We start from the raw sequence: 16,699 nt of genomic DNA, 5'->3' as shown, positions 1-16,699 counted from the left end.
AGGTTTTATTTGATAGAATCACATGGTTGTACCCTTGAATTGATTATTGTTTTAGTTATAGCTTTTACTGTTCTGTCGCTTTCAGGATTTATCCCTGAATAAGTGAAGTATGTAAATACATTGTTTTGTCTATCATACCACTTAATTGGTTTTCCATCTTTAAAAAAAGTAGAGTCTTTGCAAACAGGGACTTTTTTAAATTTCTCTAATCTAACTATATCTAACTTTTCTTCATTTTCCAGACCAGAACACCTAATCTTTTCAAAATGATCTTCAACCCATAACATACAATTCTTTTTATAATACTTCAATATAAATAAGGTTAGTACTACAATTAAAATAATACCAACTATGTAACAAAACTTCAATCTTCTTTTCAATTTTTCGTTTTCATTTTCTTCTTTTCTTTTTTCTTCAAAGTCCTTAAAATCCACATAACCCAAATATTTACAAAGAGCATTAAGAGTATCATCTTGAGGTTCTATCCTCTCTATCACTTTTGTTATATACCCTTCATAATATCTGTTAAAAGTTCTTTTATCAATAATTAAATTGAATTTTTTCTCCATGTGTTCAGAAAGATAATTTGAAAGCCCTCCTCCAGTATTTTTTTTAGAGGTCCTTTTGGCTTTTTCAAACACAAATTCCATCAACTCTTCCAGTAATCTTTCTTTATCTGTTTCTATAGCTCTTTTATCTTTCATTTCATAGTGATTTGATTATCAAATACTTAAAAACAAAATAATTAATGTCTTATAAATGTCAAATAGATGTCCTAGTTATGTCTACACTCACTTCAATAATCCACCCTTTATTTGCTTCAGTATCAGTCAAGTTATGCTTTGCTAACATAACAAATGTACAAAACTGACACTACGGAAATCCACATACGGCTAGCTGAAAGCCAAATGGAAAGTAGCTAAAAGTTACCGTACAGGATTTTCACTTTCCAAAAACTTAGGAGTACTCCAAACTCTAACGGGTTGCTATAGCCCGAAAGGATAACTGTGTTGCAAAACACGGATAGCAACCCTTTTGTTCAATTTAAAAATTTAAAAATCATGAAAATTCTTTTTTATATACTATTTGCTCTTTTTATGAGCACGCACTTTACATCTTGTACACCTACTCCACTCTCTCAACAAGTAGATCTTTCTCCTACCGAAGGTGAGGACGGAGAAATTGAAGAAGACGATGATGATGGAGGTAATGGCTAAATTATCAATGATTTAATTTAGTAATTTAGAGGGATGAAACATATGTGTGTTACATCCCTCTTTTTTCTTTATATAATTAGCTTTGTTTCTCTTCTCTCCTGTGAAACAAAACAGAAAACTAACCCTTTTGTTTCTCCTTTAGAAAAAAAATTAAATAACATCTATAACAATGACTCAATATCTATAAAAGAAAAATTAGAGATCACAAACAACTTCCTTAAGGAAGTACTTCATTCAAATGAAGATACCTTACTGTACAGAGCACTTATGTTAAAAACCTCCTTACATTCTAAAAAAAACCAAAAGGATAGTGCTATTTACTTTTCAAACAAATTGTATACTACTGCTAAAAAAAATGGGGATACATTATATATGGGAAAAGGACTTACAAAGCTTGGTCTTTATCATAAGTCCATAAACAAATTACCTACTGCTTTTAATTACTTTGCAGAAGCATATAAAATTCAAAAGTATCGTGGAGATACTATTTCTGCCGGCAAAAATTTACACTCTATGGCTGATATTCAAAAAAGCCTGGGAGATTATAACGGCAGCAAATCTACTGCAATAGAAGGAGTGCAATATTTAGAAGGTTCTGCAGAAATTAAGAGTCTTGCCGGTTTGTACCAAAATATTTCTACAGCTTTTAGAGCACAGGAAAATTATGAAAGCGCTTTAGATTATAATTACAAGGCCATACAGCTTTGTAAAGATGAGAAGGCTTTAAGAAAAATAGGGAAAATAAATCACTTGAAATTATTAAACACAAAAGCTAATATCCTGGCAGATAAAGTCGAGTATAAAAATGCCATTAGAATACTGGATAGTCTGTTAAACGATTCAATTGTTATAAAAAATAAAAAAGAATACGCTCGGGTACTTAGTAATAAGGGTTTTATAAAATGGCGGGAGAATGAAGCAAATAGTGAATCGGAAGCATTGTTATTGAATTCTTTACAATTACGTAAAGCTTCTAATGATATTCAAGGCCTAATTGCCAGTAATATTCACCTTACTAAGTATTATTCAAAAACAGATAAACGTAAAGCATCAGCCTATGCAGAAGCAGCATTTTTTAATGCCAAAGAAAGGAATAGTATGAATGCTTCTCTGGAAGCGCTCCGACTTTTATTTGATATCAAAAATGATTTGAAAGAGCCTATTGCTAATGATCTTTCCCTTTATTACATCACTATAGACAAAACTCTTGAAAATATTAATACAAAAAATCAAAAGATATATGCAGTAACAAAATTTGATAATGAAAAGCTTTTAAAGGAGAAAGCTGAAGATGGACTCCAAATTGAAAAAGAAAAAAATCAAAAGAATACCTATTTTGCTTCAGCATTAGTGATCTTGTTGGGATCCATATTTCTATACTTCTTCCTAAAGCAACAAAAAAAGATTGGGATGATAAACGAAAGGCATTATACTGAAAAAATTCTTTCCAAAAAAATTCACGATGAAGTAGGTAACGATATTTTTTACATCATGACTCAGATTCAAAAAAATCCTTCTATAGTAAAAGATGCTGAAGGATTAAAGATACTAGATGGTTTAAATGAAGTTTATAATAAAGCACGTGATATTTCAAAAGAACTTACAAGTATTGATACGGGAGATGCTTATGGAGATGAGATTGCTGCACTATTAAATTCCTATGGAAATGATCAGACCAAAATAATTACTACAGAATTAGAAACCGGTTTTTGGAAAGCTGTTTCAGATTATAAAAAAAAGGAAATATACCGTGTATTACAGGAATTACTTACCAATATGAAAAAGCATAGCAAAGCTACCTTTGCTGCTGTTACTTTTGCAAAAAAAGGCAATAAAATCTTTGTGAATTATGTAGACAATGGGGTGGGCGTTGAAATCCTTAAACTCAATACAGGACTTAAAAGTGTGGAAAACCGCATAGATACTATTGGTGGGACTATTACTTTTGATTCTAAACCTACCGAAGGTTTTAATGCAAAAATTATGTTTACTTCTTAACTACAAATATGTTATTCACTAAAATATTAGTTGCGGAAGATACCGATAGTAATAAAAAAGGTGTTGTGGATACACTCGTTGAACTATCTATTCCTGTTGTGCATCAATCTCAGTTTTGCGATGATGCTTTTTTAAAAGTTAAAAAGGCTTCTTTAGACGGATCACCTTATCAGCTTTTAATTAGTGATTATCATTTTACCCCATCACACGGGAGAAACAATATAACCTCCGGAAAGGAATTAATTACTAAAGTAAAAGAAGTCCAGCCAGATATTAAGGTCATTGTATTTTCGGTAGAAGACAAGCAGTTAATTATTAAATTTCTTTTAAATGAGTTAAAGATCGATGGCTATGTTTGTAAAGGGCTTTACGGGCTAAAAGAGCTTATTAAAGCGTTAGATGCAGTTTCAATAAATCAAACCTACACCTGTCCTGTTTCAACTGCTGTGCTACAACAGAAGAACGTTCTGAAATTAGATGCATATGACAAGCAATTACTGCGCCTCCTTGCAGATGGATTAAAACAAAGTGAAATAAGTGGTCATTTTAAATCCAAAAATATTACCCCCAATAGTATTCGGTCCATCGAAGGACATATTAGCAAACTTAAGGACGAATTTAATGCAACTACGACTGCACAACTTATCTATATTGCCAATTCACTGGGCCTCATTTAATATTCTATAAAACTTTTTACCTATCTGCGGATTCCCACAAAGAATTAGTATCAAGCTATCTTAAGTTTGTAAAAACAAATCTAATAACATGGGACTTAAAGTATTAATTACGCTAGACTTACAAAATGCAACTGACAAACAGAGAGAATCTTTTTATTCTATTCTCAAAAATGAAAGCTGGAACAAATTATCAACTCTAACAACAACTTGGAAGGCTTCATTCAAAGATGAGATTACCCGAATATCTGCAATAAGAATAATTAAGCAAGACATAATAGCTGCAAAAAAACATAGTGGTATAAGCAGAGTTGATTTTGCATTTCAGCTTGATACAAAAGACATAATAATTGATAATCTATAAACAAAGAGAAATGGAATATAAAGTTGTCCCTTTTGCACCATCAATTGATAGAAATAAAAATGCATCCTTGCAATCTGCAGAGCAACTTGAGGAAATGATTAAGAACTTTTCCAATCAAGGATGGAAATATGTTCGATTAGAAAGCGTCACTACATATGTAAGAGCAGAAACGGGTTGTTTTGGTTTTGGTGATAAGCCTGGTTATACTATATATAAACAGATGGCTGTATTTGCTAAGTAAACATGAAATATGTCTTATTATTACTCATCCAAGTATATTGGATAATTCTTCCAAAATCAAAACGCAAAAAATGCATTTTCAAAAAATCTTGTTCTAACTATGTTTATGAAACAACACAAGAGAATGGATTTTTTAGTGGGATAGAAGCTCTTTGGTTTAGATTTCATAATTGCAGATCGGGATTTCAAGTTTTTGAAGATTCTATTAGTGGAAAAGTAAAAATGATTCTTCCTAATCATAAAATAATTAATGAGGATGATATTGCAGATAGATTAATCAAAGACATAAAATCAAACACGACCTCATCGATCTGGGGAGAGCGATGAGTCAAAAATCAATTCCTTGCGGATTTCCACAAGGAATTGATGGTTTATGTCTATAAGTTTATATCTCTAAATTAAATACTGTTGACATGAAATGGACTATTATATCTACCTATCTTTTATTAATATTAGTTTCTTTTAGCTGTTCAAGCTCAAAAACTTTAAGATTTTCCAAAAAAACGGATGATATCGTAAAAACTGAATCGCTCAAAACTTTTCTAGCTCAAAATAAAAACCCAAAAGTAGTACTTAGGGTTAGAGAAAGTTCTAATAATGTAACGGAAAACGAAAGTAATGATTATCTATATAATGCAATTGAAAACCAATTATTAGCTAGTGGATATATAGTTAGAGATCGTCAATTGTTCAACCAGATTATTGGAAATAAGGATAATAATATAGATTATGAAGTTTTAAAAAATAAATCTGATACAGATTTAATTATAGAATTAACAAAACTTGATTCACAGGTGTTATATAAGACTAACAAGTATTACAATAAAAATAATGACCCAAAAGTAGAAAAACTATACTCTTACGAAAGGTTTGGAGCTTCTGTAGAATTCAAAGTTGTATTAATTAATTCAAATGAATTTGCAGGAGTTTATAAGTTCAATTATACCCCTTGTACTGAGGGGTGTATAATTTCAAAATCTATTAAAGAATTGATGAAAGAGAGAAGAAAGAAAGAGAAAAATAATAAAATAGGGTATGAAGGAGTAGAAAAAAATGAATTAGAAATTTTTATTAAAGACGCTACTCAAAAATTAGTTGCCGAAATGAGAAAATAAATTTAACTTTCTTTAAAGAAAATGAAAACTTTAACTGCTATTATTATTGCTATTGCATCCTTTTCTAACATATATTCACAAAATGTTTCATGTAACGATCTTTTTGAGTTTATTGTTGATAATGGTCAAAAAAAATCTACAATTAATTCTTATACATTAGATTCTTCTTGGTTATATAAAATAACTGCTTACAGTTACGAATATAAAATATATGTTGTAGCAGAAATTAAAGAAAGTGAATATAACTATAACACAAATAGTTATATTTTTTGTGATATTCCTTCTCAAAATTGGGCTAACTTCCAATATGGTGGGTATGGAGATTCAGACTCCTATGGAAAACGATTTCACAAATACATCATGGGTTATAAATGTAGTTGTTATTAACTAAATACAAAAAAAATGAAAACCTTACTTATTACCGGATTACTATTCATCACATTAGCTGACACGGTCAATGAAAATGATACCCTAATCAAAAATACAGCAGAAATAACAGATGTCTTTATTTGTACCGGAAAATACAGTAAGCGATACCATTACAATAAAAATTGTCGAGGACTCTCTAATTGTAAGAGTGAAATTAAAAAAGTTTATCTAAATGAAGCCAAACATAAAGGTAGAACCTTGTGTGGGTGGGAAGATTAAAGGAAAAAAGCTCAACTTAAAAAGTTGAGCTTTTTTAATTCATACTATTGAAAGATATTAATTTCCAACAGCCGTTATACAGTCTTTGTAATTATAGATCTCATTGTTAATTTTTGCCAGTCTTTCTTCACGAGGGGTAGCAGGGTCCAGTTTGATCTTCTCTCCATTTGGTAAATGATACACGATCAATCCCTCTTCAATAGAAGATAGTTTAATAAGTTCTCCGTTTTGCTTTACAGCATTCCATGATCTTTCGGAAGGCTTATAAACCAGATCTACACGTTCTCCCTTTCTGTCACCATCTAATATCACGATCTCAAATCTGTTCTTAGAAGCAGTCATTTCAAGTTGTGTACCATTATGTTCAACTATTTGTGTTTCATATTCTCCCTCGGTCATCGCAATAGGATTGCTGCCACTCCAAAATTCTATCACATTGAATATTAAAACATCTCCTACAAAAAACAATCCATAGACTGGAATAATATTCAATCCCCAAAACACTAAGTTGTTTACAAATTTACTATCGCTTATCTCATGATTCCAGTCCTTTAAATTGTTAAAGGCACTAAATGAACCCAAACAGCTTGAAAATAAAAGGGAAGCTGATAAAGCACTACAAATAACTAGTTTTCTCATAATTATATTATGTTTAAGATTAGATTTCAAATTAAGATAAAATATCCAAATAAACCCTCTTCCGGAAAAATAATCATAACAAAAAAACCCTCAACGTTAATGTTGAGGGTTTTATATTCAGTAAAGAAAAGTTCTTAAGCTTCTGCACTTGGTATAATAGAAACGTAAGATTTGTTGTCTTTCTTTTTAGTAAACTTTACAGTCCCGTCCACCTTAGCGTGTAAGGTGTGGTCTTTACCGAGATACACATTCTCACCTGGATTATGGTGTGTACCTCTTTGTCTTACGATGATATTTCCTGCTACGGCAGCTTGACCACCAAATATCTTAACGCCTAAGCGTTTCGATTCTGATTCACGACCGTTCTTAGAACTACCAACTCCTTTTTTGTGAGCCATTTTCTTTCGGTTTTATATTATTATTTACTTAATGCAGCAATTAAATCGGCTTTCTTCATAGAAGAAATACCACTAATCCCTTTTGCTTTTGCCAATTCTTTTAATTGAGCAACTGTCATTTTACTCAAATCTTCTGCCGGAGCAGCTTTCTTTTCAGCTTTAGCTTTAGGTGCAGTTGCTTTGGTTTCCTTTTTAGGAGCAGTTGCTTTGGTTTCTTTCTTTGGAGCCGCTTTCTCAGCTTTCGCCGGAGTTGCTTTTTTTGCTCCTGAAGCTACAATGCTTTCAATAACAATTTGAGAAAGAGATTGTCTGTGTCCGTTTTTAACACGGTATCCTTTTCTACGTTTCTTTTTGAAAACAATAACTTTATCACCTTTAAGGTGCTTTACGACTTTTGCTCCAATTTGAGCGCCGTTTATAGCCGGGGCGCCAATAGTTACTTTGTCTCCGTCACCAATAAGAAGAACATTGTCAAAAGACACTTTTTTACCTTCTTCTACAGGCAAACGATTGACAAAGACTTTTTGGTCTTTCGCAACTTTTATTTGCTGCCCTGCTATCTCTACAATTGCGTACATAGCGTAATCGTTTATTATAATTAGTTATACAAATCCTTCTATCCCTACGATAAAAGCGGGTGCAAATATAATTCTAATTAATTAAACCGCAAACAGTTTCTATAAAATTAAAGACGTAAGGTCTAAGAATTTTGATTCCAGGATTCTTTAAGCAATTGCATAAATGCTAACGTAAGGACTAGTGTAGTAGAAAAGCCCATCATTACTAAAGAAATAATTATAATAAGCCCTCCTTTATTATAGTTTAATCCCCAGGAATCCAATATTGCTTGTGCAAATTGTTCATCAATCTGAAAAATATAGATCGCCATAAATACTGCAAAAAGTATCGTAGCGACACCTCCTGTAAAAAGTCCTATTTGAAAGCCATTCTGATATTTAAAACTGGTTTTTTCTGATTTGTATTTTTTCATTGCCATTAAAATTCCTGCACCAAAAATTACTGCATTTGCAGCACTTAACACAGGATATTGATGTAATCCTAATAATTTTGTAATTAGGAAATAGGCGATTAAAGCAATAGCAATAGCAATTCCATATTTTAGATAATATTTTCCCATAGCTCAAAATATTGGTGTTCTATAAATTTCGGAAAAAAATTCAGAAATACCTGATAATTAAAGCTTTATTATCCTTTATATTATTTTTTATTCCCCAAATACACGCCAAATAATATAATGGCCGCTGCAAATGCCTGAAGAAAACCAAAAGATTCCCCGTCTATTAATCCCCACATAACTGCTACTATGGGCATGGTATATGTTACCGAAGAAGCAAAAACCGGGCTTGCAATTTGGACCAGTTTATTGAATATCACTTTTGCGATCGCAGTACCAAACAATGATAGAATAGCAACATAGCCAAAAGATATTTGCATCTCCCTGGAATCTAAAATGGTCTCAAAAAAACCTGTCAGGTACAAGATTGCCAAAGCAGGTAGAAAAAGAAATATAAAATTCCCTGTGGTTACAGCCAAGGCACTAATGTCATTTAAATACTTCTTAATAATGTTTACATTAAACGCATAACCTATTGTTGCCAAAATGATAAGGGTACTATACCAATAATTTTGATTAGGGTTTAGATCTGCTCCCGCCAAAATAAGTAATACGGTTCCAACGAGCCCAACTATAACACCCAAAATTTGTAGTCTGGAACTAAGTATCTTAAATAATAAAATCCCTATGGCAACAGTTGCCAAAGGTGTTAAAGAGTTTAATATAGAAGCAATAGCACTGTCAATATGATTTTGAGCCATTGCAAATAAGAAAGGTGGGAAAAACGAACTTACAAAACCCGAAATGACAACCCATTTCCAATGCCGCTTTTTTACCTGTTTTAAGCTCTTAAAACCAACGCTAAATAGAAAAAGGGAAGTTATTACTATACGGAGTGCCCCTACCTGATAATCTGTTAATCCAACTAAGCTTTTCTTAATAAGGATAAAAGAACTCCCCCATATAATAGAAAGTATGAGGAGATATATCCATTTAAGATTGGTGTTTTTCATTTTTTGTTTTCAAAAAACAAAAGTCTGAAAAATTAGGATTAAGTATTGCTAAAAAGCTAATTCTTTTGCCAAGAAATTGTTTCCATTATACGGCGAATGTCATTTCGGAGGTAAACGACTGCAGGGTAAATAGAATCGAAGTTAGGTTTGGACTCAAAATAAAGTGAACCGGTAACAAAATGATTGATACTGTCTGTTACATAAAACTGAGATTGAGTAGCGGCATCCCCGTTGATCATATAAAACATTCCATATACCTTGTTAATGGAATCTACACGAGGTTGTTCAAAAATGGCTTCTGCTTTAATAGTATGATCATACGTAAGTTTTTGGGCATCGTATAATAAGGAATCTAGATTATTATTCTTGATCTCCCTATATGTTAAATAAACTGTTGCTCTCATAGTTGGATATTCCAAATTCAACCAGCAATTTTTCTTTTGCTGAAGCACAGCTTGTTCATTTTTTTCAAACACATATGGACAATTATCTGTAGTTTTTTTATAGGAAGCTACGGGATAGTCCAACCGAAGCATTGCGCTTGGCTTTATGACGACATCATCATCACAAGAAACCAGAAAACCCATAAATAATAACAAAAAGATAATTCGCATACTAGATAACAATAGAAAGTTTAATTTGCTTGATGCGTTTATTTTCAAACGCTTCAATGGTAAACGTATAATTATAAAAGGTTATTACTTCATTTTTCCTAGGAAACCCTTTCGATATCTCCAAAAGAAAGCCTGCAAGTGTTTCAGCCTCTCCTTTTTCACTCTCAAATATTTCCGGGTCTTCCAGTTGTATTACTTTATAAAAATCCTTTAAAGGTGTTTTACCTTCAAACACAAAGGTGTTCTCATCTAATTTTGAAAATATAAGATCTTCATCATCAAATTCATCACTAATCTCTCCAACGATTTCTTCAATAATATCTTCCAAAGAAATAAGTCCACTGGTTCCGCCATATTCATCCACTACAATCGCTAAATGCATCTTCATGTCTTTAAATTCATTTAGCAAATCATCTAGTTTTTTATTTTCAGGAACAAAGTATGCTTCTCGTTTTAAAGAGACCCAATCTAAGCTTTTTCGATCTATAAAAGGAATCAGGTCCTTTACATACAAGACCCCCGTAATAGTATCTATACTATCCTTATAAACCGGTATTCGTGAGTACCCATGAGAAATAATTTCCGGAATGATGTCTTTAAAAGCAGTCTCTTCATTCAATGCAAATACTTCCATACGAGGTTTCATTACTTGTTTAGTGTCTGTATTTCCAAAAGTGACAATTCCTTTTAGGATTTTCTGTTCTTCACGGGTTGTATCTTCTTCACTAGTGAGTTCCAATGCTTGTGATAATTGGTCCACACTCAAATTGGATTTTTGTTTTCCAAACTTTTCCTGAAGATAAATTGTTGCAGAGCGCATAGGTAGACTTAAAGGAGCAAATAACTTGTCCAAAACGTTTAACGGGTATGCCATAAATGAAGCAAATGAAACCCTATTTCTACTGGCATATACTTTTGGGAGAATTTCTCCGAATAGTAAAATAAGAAAAGTTGCCAGGCCTATTTTCAATAAAAAAACCGAATCGATTTCAAAAAAATAGAGATCAAGTCTGTAGTTCCATCCTTCAAACCAAACCGAGCTCAAAGATTCAAACAACAAAACAATGGCAATGTTAATAGTATTATTGGCTACTAAAATCGTAGCTAATAACTTTTTAGGCTTTGATAAAAGCTTTTGGACAATTGCAAGCCTTTTCGAAGGAGATTTTCCTTCATTTCCTTCAAAATCGGCAGGAGTTAATGAAAAAAAGGCAACCTCTGCACCGGAAATTAAAGCAGAACATAAAAGTAGCACAATTAATACAATAATGCCTGTTATATGTGTGAAGTTAATTAATGCAATTAATAATAAACTGGGAGGCTCTATATCCAATGTGTTGATATTGATTAAACATTAAAACGGTAAATCATCATCATCCTCTGCAATGGTTTCTTGAACCTGAGGATTTTGTGGTTCCGTTTTAGGAGCTTCGGGAGTCATAGTACCCGCATTTGTTTGCGGCATGGCTCCACTCTCACCCTTTGGAGTTAAAAATGTAAACTCTGTACATTGTATTTCTGTGCTATAGCGGTCGTTTCCTTGATCATCTTGCCATTTGCGTGTTTTCAATCTTCCTTCCACATAAATTTTATCTCCTTTCTTCAAGTATTTTTCGCAAATTTCAGCAGCTTTGTTACGTACAACAATATTGTGCCATTCAGTATTAGTGACACGTTCCCCTGTGGTTCGGTTGGTATAGGACTCATTGGTTGCCAAGGGAAATCTTCCTATACTTCCACCTCCATCAAAATAGTGCATTTTTACTTCATCACCGGTATGTCCTATTAGCATTACTTTGTTTAATGTTCCACTCATGGTCTTTAAATTGAATTAATATACAAAGGTAAATTTTGTGTTTTAAATATAGGTAAATTTTCAGTTTTTCATGGGAGAAAAATTCGAAATAAAATTTTCAATTAGTACCGGGACAGCATAGCTGCCTATTTCAGAAACAGGAATACCTTTTCTTTTTAATTCTGAAACTTCCACAATCCAAAACCGGGTATAGAGGTGTTGATGAGATAATTTATGAACCACAGGTTCTTCATTGAAAAGAGTAACTGACCGAAGGTTTAAATCTTTGGCAAACGTTCTATATTCAGAAAGCTGTTTTAGTGATCCTATATCTATTTCCGAAACACTTTCAATTAATGGAAACTCGTACAACTGCTGCCAGATTCCTTTTTTGGTTCGCTGTTGTAAAATTGTATGATCATTTTCAGAAAGTACTACCATATAATTAAAATATCTCTTTCTAACTTTCAGCTTTTTAAGCTTCACCGGTAGTTTTGAAACTCGCTTATTTTTAAAAGCTTCGCAGGTATCATTAAAAATGCAGTTATTACACTCCGGATTTTGTGGAATGCAGTATCGGGCTCCAAATTCCATAATTGCCTGATTACAAGTTCCCGGTTGCGATACATCTATAAGACACTGTGCTAATTGTTTAAACTCCTTGATTCCCGTGGTACTGTTAATTGGAGTTTCAATTCCGAAAAGGCGGGACAAAACTCTATAGACATTCCCATCTACAACAGCTGTCGGCTTATTAAAGCAAATAGAAGCAATGGCGCTTGCCGTATAATCACCAATACCTTTTAGTTTTATAAGTTCTTTATAAGTATCAGGAAATTCTCCGTTTAATTCATTTGATATATATTTTGCTGTAAAGTGTAGATTTCTGGCGCGTGAATAGTAGCCCAACCCCTGCCATAATTTTAAAATTTGTGATTCAGGAGCATTGGCAAGGTCTTTAATAGTAGGAAATGTCCTAATAAATTTTAAATAGTACGGTAATCCTTGTTGTACACGGGTTTGCTGTAGCATTATTTCGGATAGCCAAACAAAGTATGGATTTGTTGTTCCTCTCCAGGGGAGGTCACGTTTATTTTCTAAATACCACGGAATGAGTTTTTTATATAAAAAAGTGGCTTTTTTTGGCATTTCACAAAAATAGCCTTTATCTAATTATAATTTAACGGATTATGGTTTGAATTATTGATTTTAAAATCCTTATATTTGCCCTCTTGAAAAATAAACATAATAATTATAATTTAAAGAATTTACAGAATGACTAAAGCAGATATCGTAGCAAAAATTTCCGAAAAATTAGGAATGGAAAAAGGTGATGTTCAGGCTACAGTAGAAACCTTTATGGATGAGGTTAAAAACTCTCTTGAAAGTGGGGACAACGTTTACTTAAGAGGATTTGGAAGTTTTATTATTAAAAAAAGAGCTGAAAAAACCGGTAGAAATATTTCAAAAAATACTACAATTAAAATTCCTGCACACAACATTCCGGCGTTTAAACCTGCAAAGGTATTTGTAGAAGGCGTTAAGACTAATGTTGAAGTAAAATAATAATAACATTAAAAAAAAGTTAGTATGCCTAGTGGTAAAAAAAGAAAAAGACATAAGGTAGCAACGCATAAGCGCAAGAAAAGAAGACGCGCTAACCGCCACAAGAAAAAGTAGTTTTCCCAACTACTTTTTTCGTTTAAGAAAGAAAACGTTCTTTGAAAATGAAATTATATTGCTTTTATACCTTAAAGCAATTAGTTTCGACGGGTTTATTATAAAACCTGTGATAAATTATTGTTTAATCCATTTGTCATGCTAAAGCGTGATGGATAAAAATTAATTAAAAGTGAACTACGAATTATTTATTAGATCCAGTTCACAAGAAGTTGATTTTGCCCTTTTAAAAGATGGAAAACTAGTAGAATTAAATAAAGAGGAAGAGGACAACAAGTTTTCGGTTGGTGATGTTTATCTCGCCAAAATTAGAAAAACTGTTCCTGGCCTTAATGCTGCATTTGTAAATGTAGGTTACGAAAAAGATGCATTTTTGCATTATCATGATTTAGGGCCAAAAGTTCTTTCTCTTTTAAAATTCGTAAAACGTGTAAGCACAGGTAAACTTAAAGATTACTCTTTAAAAGAATTCCCATTTGAAAAAGAGATTGATAAAAATGGAGGTATTAACGATGCCCTTAAATCCAATCAATCTATTCTGGTACAAATCGTTAAAGAGCCTATTTCCACAAAAGGACCAAGAATTAGCTCCGAGCTTTCCATAGCTGGACGTTATATTGTTTTGGTTCCTTTTTCAGACCGAGTTTCTATTTCTCAAAAAATAGAATCCAAAGAAGAAAAAGAAAGGTTAAAACGCTTGATTACAAGTATAAAACCTAAAGGATTTGGTGTTATTATACGTACAGTAGCAGAGGGTAAAAAAGTAGCAGAACTGGATAGAGATTTACAAAATCTCGCAGATCGCTGGACAGCGATGTGTAAAAAGCTACAAGGAGCGCACCATCCTAGTAAGGTGCTTAGTGAATTAAGTAGGGGTTCTTCTATGATCCGAGATGTATTTAACGATTCATTCTCGGCCATACACATAGACGATGAAACACTCTATTTACAAATAAAAGATTATGTGCAGGAGATTGCACCTAATAAAGAGAATATCGTAAAGTATTATGATTCCAAAGTCCCCATTTTTGAAAAATTTGGGATCGAGCGTCAAATTAAAACTTCTTTCGGTAAAACTGTTTCCGGTAGTAAAGGAGCATATTTGGTGATAGAACATACAGAAGCCATGCACGTCATAGACGTGAATAGTGGTAACCGTAGTAACAAATCCAAAAACCAGGAAGATACAGCGCTCGAAGTAAACTTAATTGCTGCTACCGAAGTAGCACGGCAATTGCGTTTGCGAGACATGGGTGGTATTATTGTGGTCGATTTTATAGACATGGCAAATGCCGGCAACCGCAAGAAGCTCTTTAATCATCTTCGTGATGAAATGAACGATGACAGAGCGAAACATAAAATACTTCCACCAACTAAATTTGGATTAATACAGATTACTCGCCAACGGGTAAGGCCTGAGATGAATATTAAGACCCGCGAAGAAAACCCCAACAATAATGGTGGTGAAAGCGGAGAAATCGAAGCCCCTATCATAGTGGTAGATAAAATTAATGAGGAGGTTAAACGCCTCATCCAAAAAGACTATAAAAAGATTACGCTTAATGCGCATCCTTTTATAGCAGCCTTTTTAACAAAAGGTTTTCCGTCTGTGCGAACCAAGTGGTTTATGGAGCACAAAAAATGGATAAAAATTCAACCTAGAGACGCTTACACGTATCTTGAGTATCATTTCCACGATAAAAACGGAGAAATGATAAAATAAAGTAAAACCCTTTCTAATTAGGAAGGGTTTTTTTATGTCTTATTCTGAAAAGATTTTTTAATTTCCCTTCTTGAAAAAATACAAAACATATTCTGTTTCCGAAGCTACGAAACGTATGGAACACTACTGCACCTATCAAGAACGTTGTCATAAAGAAGTACACCAAAAGCTGAAGGAAATGCGAATGATCCCCGATGCGGTTGATCAAATCGTATTTCATTTACTACAGAATAACTTTTTAAACGAAACACGGTTTTCACAAGCCTTTGCTCGTGGAAAATTCAAAAACAAAAAATGGGGGAAAAATCGTATTGTTCGCGAATTAAAATTCCGTAATATTTCAAAATACAATATAACAGCTGCTTTAAAAGAAATTAATAAAACCGAATATTACCAAACATTCCAAGAGCTTGCTGAAAAACGATTTACCCAATTAGCATCTGAGAGTGATCTTCAGAAAAAAAGAAAAAAACTAACTAATTATCTGTTATACCGTGGATGGGAAAGCAGTTTGGTGTATGAAAAAGTAAATGAAATAATATGCTAGGAGATACCTAATTTACGATGTGTCTTCGTAATGGCTTTTTTATTTTTAGCATCTATCCAGGCTTGCCCTTTGAATCTTCTCATTAAGTTATCATAATGTCGCATGATAAAAATATTATATAATGCCTTTCCAAAATTTTTGGGGTTTCGTGCTATTGCACGTAAACTCATAGAAAATCCTGGCGTGAGGTAGCGCATATAATGCCAATAACCTTCGGGCATATAAAGTACATTACCATGCTCCAAATGGGCAATATAACCTTTCGCTTTTTTAAGGGCCGGCCATTTTTCATAATCAGGATTTGTAAAGTCTATATCTTCGCGCGTAATTAATGAATGAGGTATTTTGTAGAGAAAATCATTTTGTTTTTGGTCAAAAAGAATGGTTTCTTTTTTCCCGTGAAAATGAAAATGGAAGATATTTGCCAAATCGATATCATAATGCATAAAGGTATAACTATCCTTTCCACCAAAAAATAACATAGGCAGGCCTTTCAATAATTTTAAACCAAAATCAGGATATGAAAAATCGTTTTGTAAAGTTGGTACTTCTTTTAAAATATTCCACAAAAAAATTCGAAATTTAGTAGGCTCACGTTTTAAGAGGTCAATGTATTCGCTCATTCTCATTTTCGCATGCGGTTCATTGAATCCATCTTTATAATCCACAGGCCGGTTATCATAAAGAGGCACAATTTTATCACCTGCAACCTCGGCCATATAATCCAGGTTCCAGTTTTTAAATGCCGGCCAATCCTCAACAAACCGCTCTATTACAACTGGTTTTTGAGGTTTAAAATAATTTTTAAGAAAATCTTTCTTAGTAATGGTTTTAACTCTGTCTACTTCTTGTAACTGCATATTCTATAATAAGACTTCAAAAATACAAATCTTATGCAATATTCTTTTAAAGCCATATAATCATATAAAAAAGACCGGCGTAAAACCGGTCTTTTTAAA

The 16,699-nt window shown here is 32.8% G+C and carries 23 protein-coding genes; 12 read left to right on the top strand and 11 right to left on the bottom strand.

From position 1 onward, the window contains the following. Positions 1 to 5 precede the first annotated feature (5 nt). Entirely contained in the window at positions 6 to 704 is a 699-nt protein-coding gene (locus ACY2RT_RS07685; protein WP_490155319.1) for a hypothetical protein, read from the bottom strand. A 357-nt stretch (positions 705 to 1,061) separates the two neighbouring features. Between ACY2RT_RS07685 and ACY2RT_RS07680 the strand changes: the two genes are divergently transcribed. The 9 genes from ACY2RT_RS07680 to ACY2RT_RS07640 all read left to right on the top strand — a co-directional run bounded on the left by ACY2RT_RS07680 (position 1,062) and on the right by ACY2RT_RS07640 (position 6,256). Then, on the top strand, positions 1,062 to 1,217 hold the full coding sequence (locus ACY2RT_RS07680) for a hypothetical protein (RefSeq protein ID WP_490155318.1): 156 nt from the start codon (positions 1,062 to 1,064) through the stop codon (positions 1,215 to 1,217). A gap of 42 nt (positions 1,218 to 1,259) precedes the next feature. Beyond that, positions 1,260 to 3,215, top strand: a complete 1,956-nt coding sequence (locus tag ACY2RT_RS07675) for a tetratricopeptide repeat-containing sensor histidine kinase (protein ID WP_490155317.1) — start codon at positions 1,260 to 1,262, stop codon at positions 3,213 to 3,215. Between the two features lie 8 nt (positions 3,216 to 3,223). After that, positions 3,224 to 3,892, top strand: coding sequence for a response regulator (locus tag ACY2RT_RS07670; protein WP_490155316.1), 669 nt, complete (start codon positions 3,224 to 3,226; stop codon positions 3,890 to 3,892). 88 nt (positions 3,893 to 3,980) lie between these two features. Then, on the top strand, positions 3,981 to 4,253 hold the full coding sequence (locus tag ACY2RT_RS07665) for a hypothetical protein (RefSeq protein ID WP_490155315.1): 273 nt from the start codon (positions 3,981 to 3,983) through the stop codon (positions 4,251 to 4,253). Between the two features lie 10 nt (positions 4,254 to 4,263). Beyond that, positions 4,264 to 4,494: a hypothetical protein gene (locus ACY2RT_RS07660; RefSeq protein WP_490155314.1), complete on the top strand. Its 231-nt coding sequence runs from the start codon at positions 4,264 to 4,266 to the stop codon at positions 4,492 to 4,494. A gap of 2 nt (positions 4,495 to 4,496) precedes the next feature. Next, positions 4,497 to 4,820 (top strand): membrane protein insertion efficiency factor YidD, encoded by a 324-nt coding sequence (gene yidD / locus ACY2RT_RS07655; RefSeq protein WP_490155313.1) that lies wholly within the window; start codon positions 4,497 to 4,499, stop codon positions 4,818 to 4,820. Positions 4,821 to 4,906: 86 nt separating this feature from the next. After that, on the top strand, positions 4,907 to 5,608 hold the full coding sequence (locus ACY2RT_RS07650) for a hypothetical protein (RefSeq protein WP_490155312.1): 702 nt from the start codon (positions 4,907 to 4,909) through the stop codon (positions 5,606 to 5,608). 21 nt (positions 5,609 to 5,629) lie between these two features. Then, on the top strand, positions 5,630 to 5,995 hold the full coding sequence (locus tag ACY2RT_RS07645) for a hypothetical protein (protein WP_490155311.1): 366 nt from the start codon (positions 5,630 to 5,632) through the stop codon (positions 5,993 to 5,995). 15 nt (positions 5,996 to 6,010) lie between these two features. Further along, positions 6,011 to 6,256 (top strand): hypothetical protein, encoded by a 246-nt coding sequence (locus ACY2RT_RS07640; protein ID WP_490155310.1) that lies wholly within the window; start codon positions 6,011 to 6,013, stop codon positions 6,254 to 6,256. Positions 6,257 to 6,313: 57 nt separating this feature from the next. Here ACY2RT_RS07640 and ACY2RT_RS07635 read toward each other — a convergent pair whose 3' ends face one another. From ACY2RT_RS07635 to mutY, 9 genes are all read right to left on the bottom strand, one after another. Further along, entirely contained in the window at positions 6,314 to 6,895 is a 582-nt protein-coding gene (locus ACY2RT_RS07635) for a DUF3332 domain-containing protein (RefSeq protein WP_490155309.1), read from the bottom strand. A 134-nt stretch (positions 6,896 to 7,029) separates the two neighbouring features. Next, complete coding sequence (rpmA, locus tag ACY2RT_RS07630) at positions 7,030 to 7,293, bottom strand: 50S ribosomal protein L27 (RefSeq protein ID WP_490155308.1); 264 nt, start codon at positions 7,291 to 7,293, stop codon at positions 7,030 to 7,032. A 20-nt stretch (positions 7,294 to 7,313) separates the two neighbouring features. Beyond that, complete coding sequence (rplU, locus tag ACY2RT_RS07625) at positions 7,314 to 7,871, bottom strand: 50S ribosomal protein L21 (protein WP_490155307.1); 558 nt, start codon at positions 7,869 to 7,871, stop codon at positions 7,314 to 7,316. Positions 7,872 to 7,993: 122 nt separating this feature from the next. Continuing rightward, complete coding sequence (locus ACY2RT_RS07620) at positions 7,994 to 8,431, bottom strand: DUF4199 family protein (protein WP_490155306.1); 438 nt, start codon at positions 8,429 to 8,431, stop codon at positions 7,994 to 7,996. 80 nt (positions 8,432 to 8,511) lie between these two features. Beyond that, positions 8,512 to 9,381: a DMT family transporter gene (locus ACY2RT_RS07615; RefSeq protein ID WP_490155305.1), complete on the bottom strand. Its 870-nt coding sequence runs from the start codon at positions 9,379 to 9,381 to the stop codon at positions 8,512 to 8,514. A 56-nt stretch (positions 9,382 to 9,437) separates the two neighbouring features. Further along, on the bottom strand, positions 9,438 to 9,995 hold the full coding sequence (gene gldD, locus ACY2RT_RS07610; RefSeq protein ID WP_490155304.1) for a gliding motility lipoprotein GldD: 558 nt from the start codon (positions 9,993 to 9,995) through the stop codon (positions 9,438 to 9,440). Between the two features lies 1 nt (position 9,996). After that, complete coding sequence (locus ACY2RT_RS07605; protein WP_490155303.1) at positions 9,997 to 11,328, bottom strand: gliding motility-associated protein GldE; 1,332 nt, start codon at positions 11,326 to 11,328, stop codon at positions 9,997 to 9,999. Between the two features lie 21 nt (positions 11,329 to 11,349). Next, the gene (locus tag ACY2RT_RS07600; protein ID WP_490155302.1) at positions 11,350 to 11,811 is read right to left on the bottom strand and encodes a single-stranded DNA-binding protein; all 462 of its coding nucleotides are present in this window, start codon (positions 11,809 to 11,811) and stop codon (positions 11,350 to 11,352) included. A gap of 60 nt (positions 11,812 to 11,871) precedes the next feature. Next, complete coding sequence (mutY, locus tag ACY2RT_RS07595) at positions 11,872 to 12,939, bottom strand: A/G-specific adenine glycosylase (protein WP_490155301.1); 1,068 nt, start codon at positions 12,937 to 12,939, stop codon at positions 11,872 to 11,874. Positions 12,940 to 13,065: 126 nt separating this feature from the next. Between mutY and ACY2RT_RS07590 the strand changes: the two genes are divergently transcribed. The 3 genes from ACY2RT_RS07590 (at position 13,066) to ACY2RT_RS07580 (ending at position 15,740) form a co-directional block, all read left to right on the top strand. After that, positions 13,066 to 13,356: an HU family DNA-binding protein gene (locus tag ACY2RT_RS07590; RefSeq protein ID WP_034260286.1), complete on the top strand. Its 291-nt coding sequence runs from the start codon at positions 13,066 to 13,068 to the stop codon at positions 13,354 to 13,356. A 286-nt stretch (positions 13,357 to 13,642) separates the two neighbouring features. Beyond that, a complete protein-coding gene (locus ACY2RT_RS07585; RefSeq protein WP_490155300.1) occupies positions 13,643 to 15,193 on the top strand; it encodes an Rne/Rng family ribonuclease in 1,551 nt (516 codons plus the stop codon). A 70-nt stretch (positions 15,194 to 15,263) separates the two neighbouring features. Then, the gene (locus ACY2RT_RS07580) at positions 15,264 to 15,740 is read left to right on the top strand and encodes a regulatory protein RecX (RefSeq protein WP_490155299.1); all 477 of its coding nucleotides are present in this window, start codon (positions 15,264 to 15,266) and stop codon (positions 15,738 to 15,740) included. Here the strand turns inward: ACY2RT_RS07580 and ACY2RT_RS07575 are convergent. Next, positions 15,737 to 16,600: a cupin-like domain-containing protein gene (locus ACY2RT_RS07575; protein WP_490155298.1), complete on the bottom strand. Its 864-nt coding sequence runs from the start codon at positions 16,598 to 16,600 to the stop codon at positions 15,737 to 15,739. The genes ACY2RT_RS07580 and ACY2RT_RS07575 overlap by 4 nt on opposite strands. Positions 16,601 to 16,699: the final 99 nt, after the last annotated feature.

The organism is Ulvibacter sp. 2210JD10-4 (genome assembly GCF_058148525.1).
The sequence above is the reverse complement of the archived record's forward strand: the minus strand, read 5'-3'. Positions and strand labels throughout refer to the sequence as shown.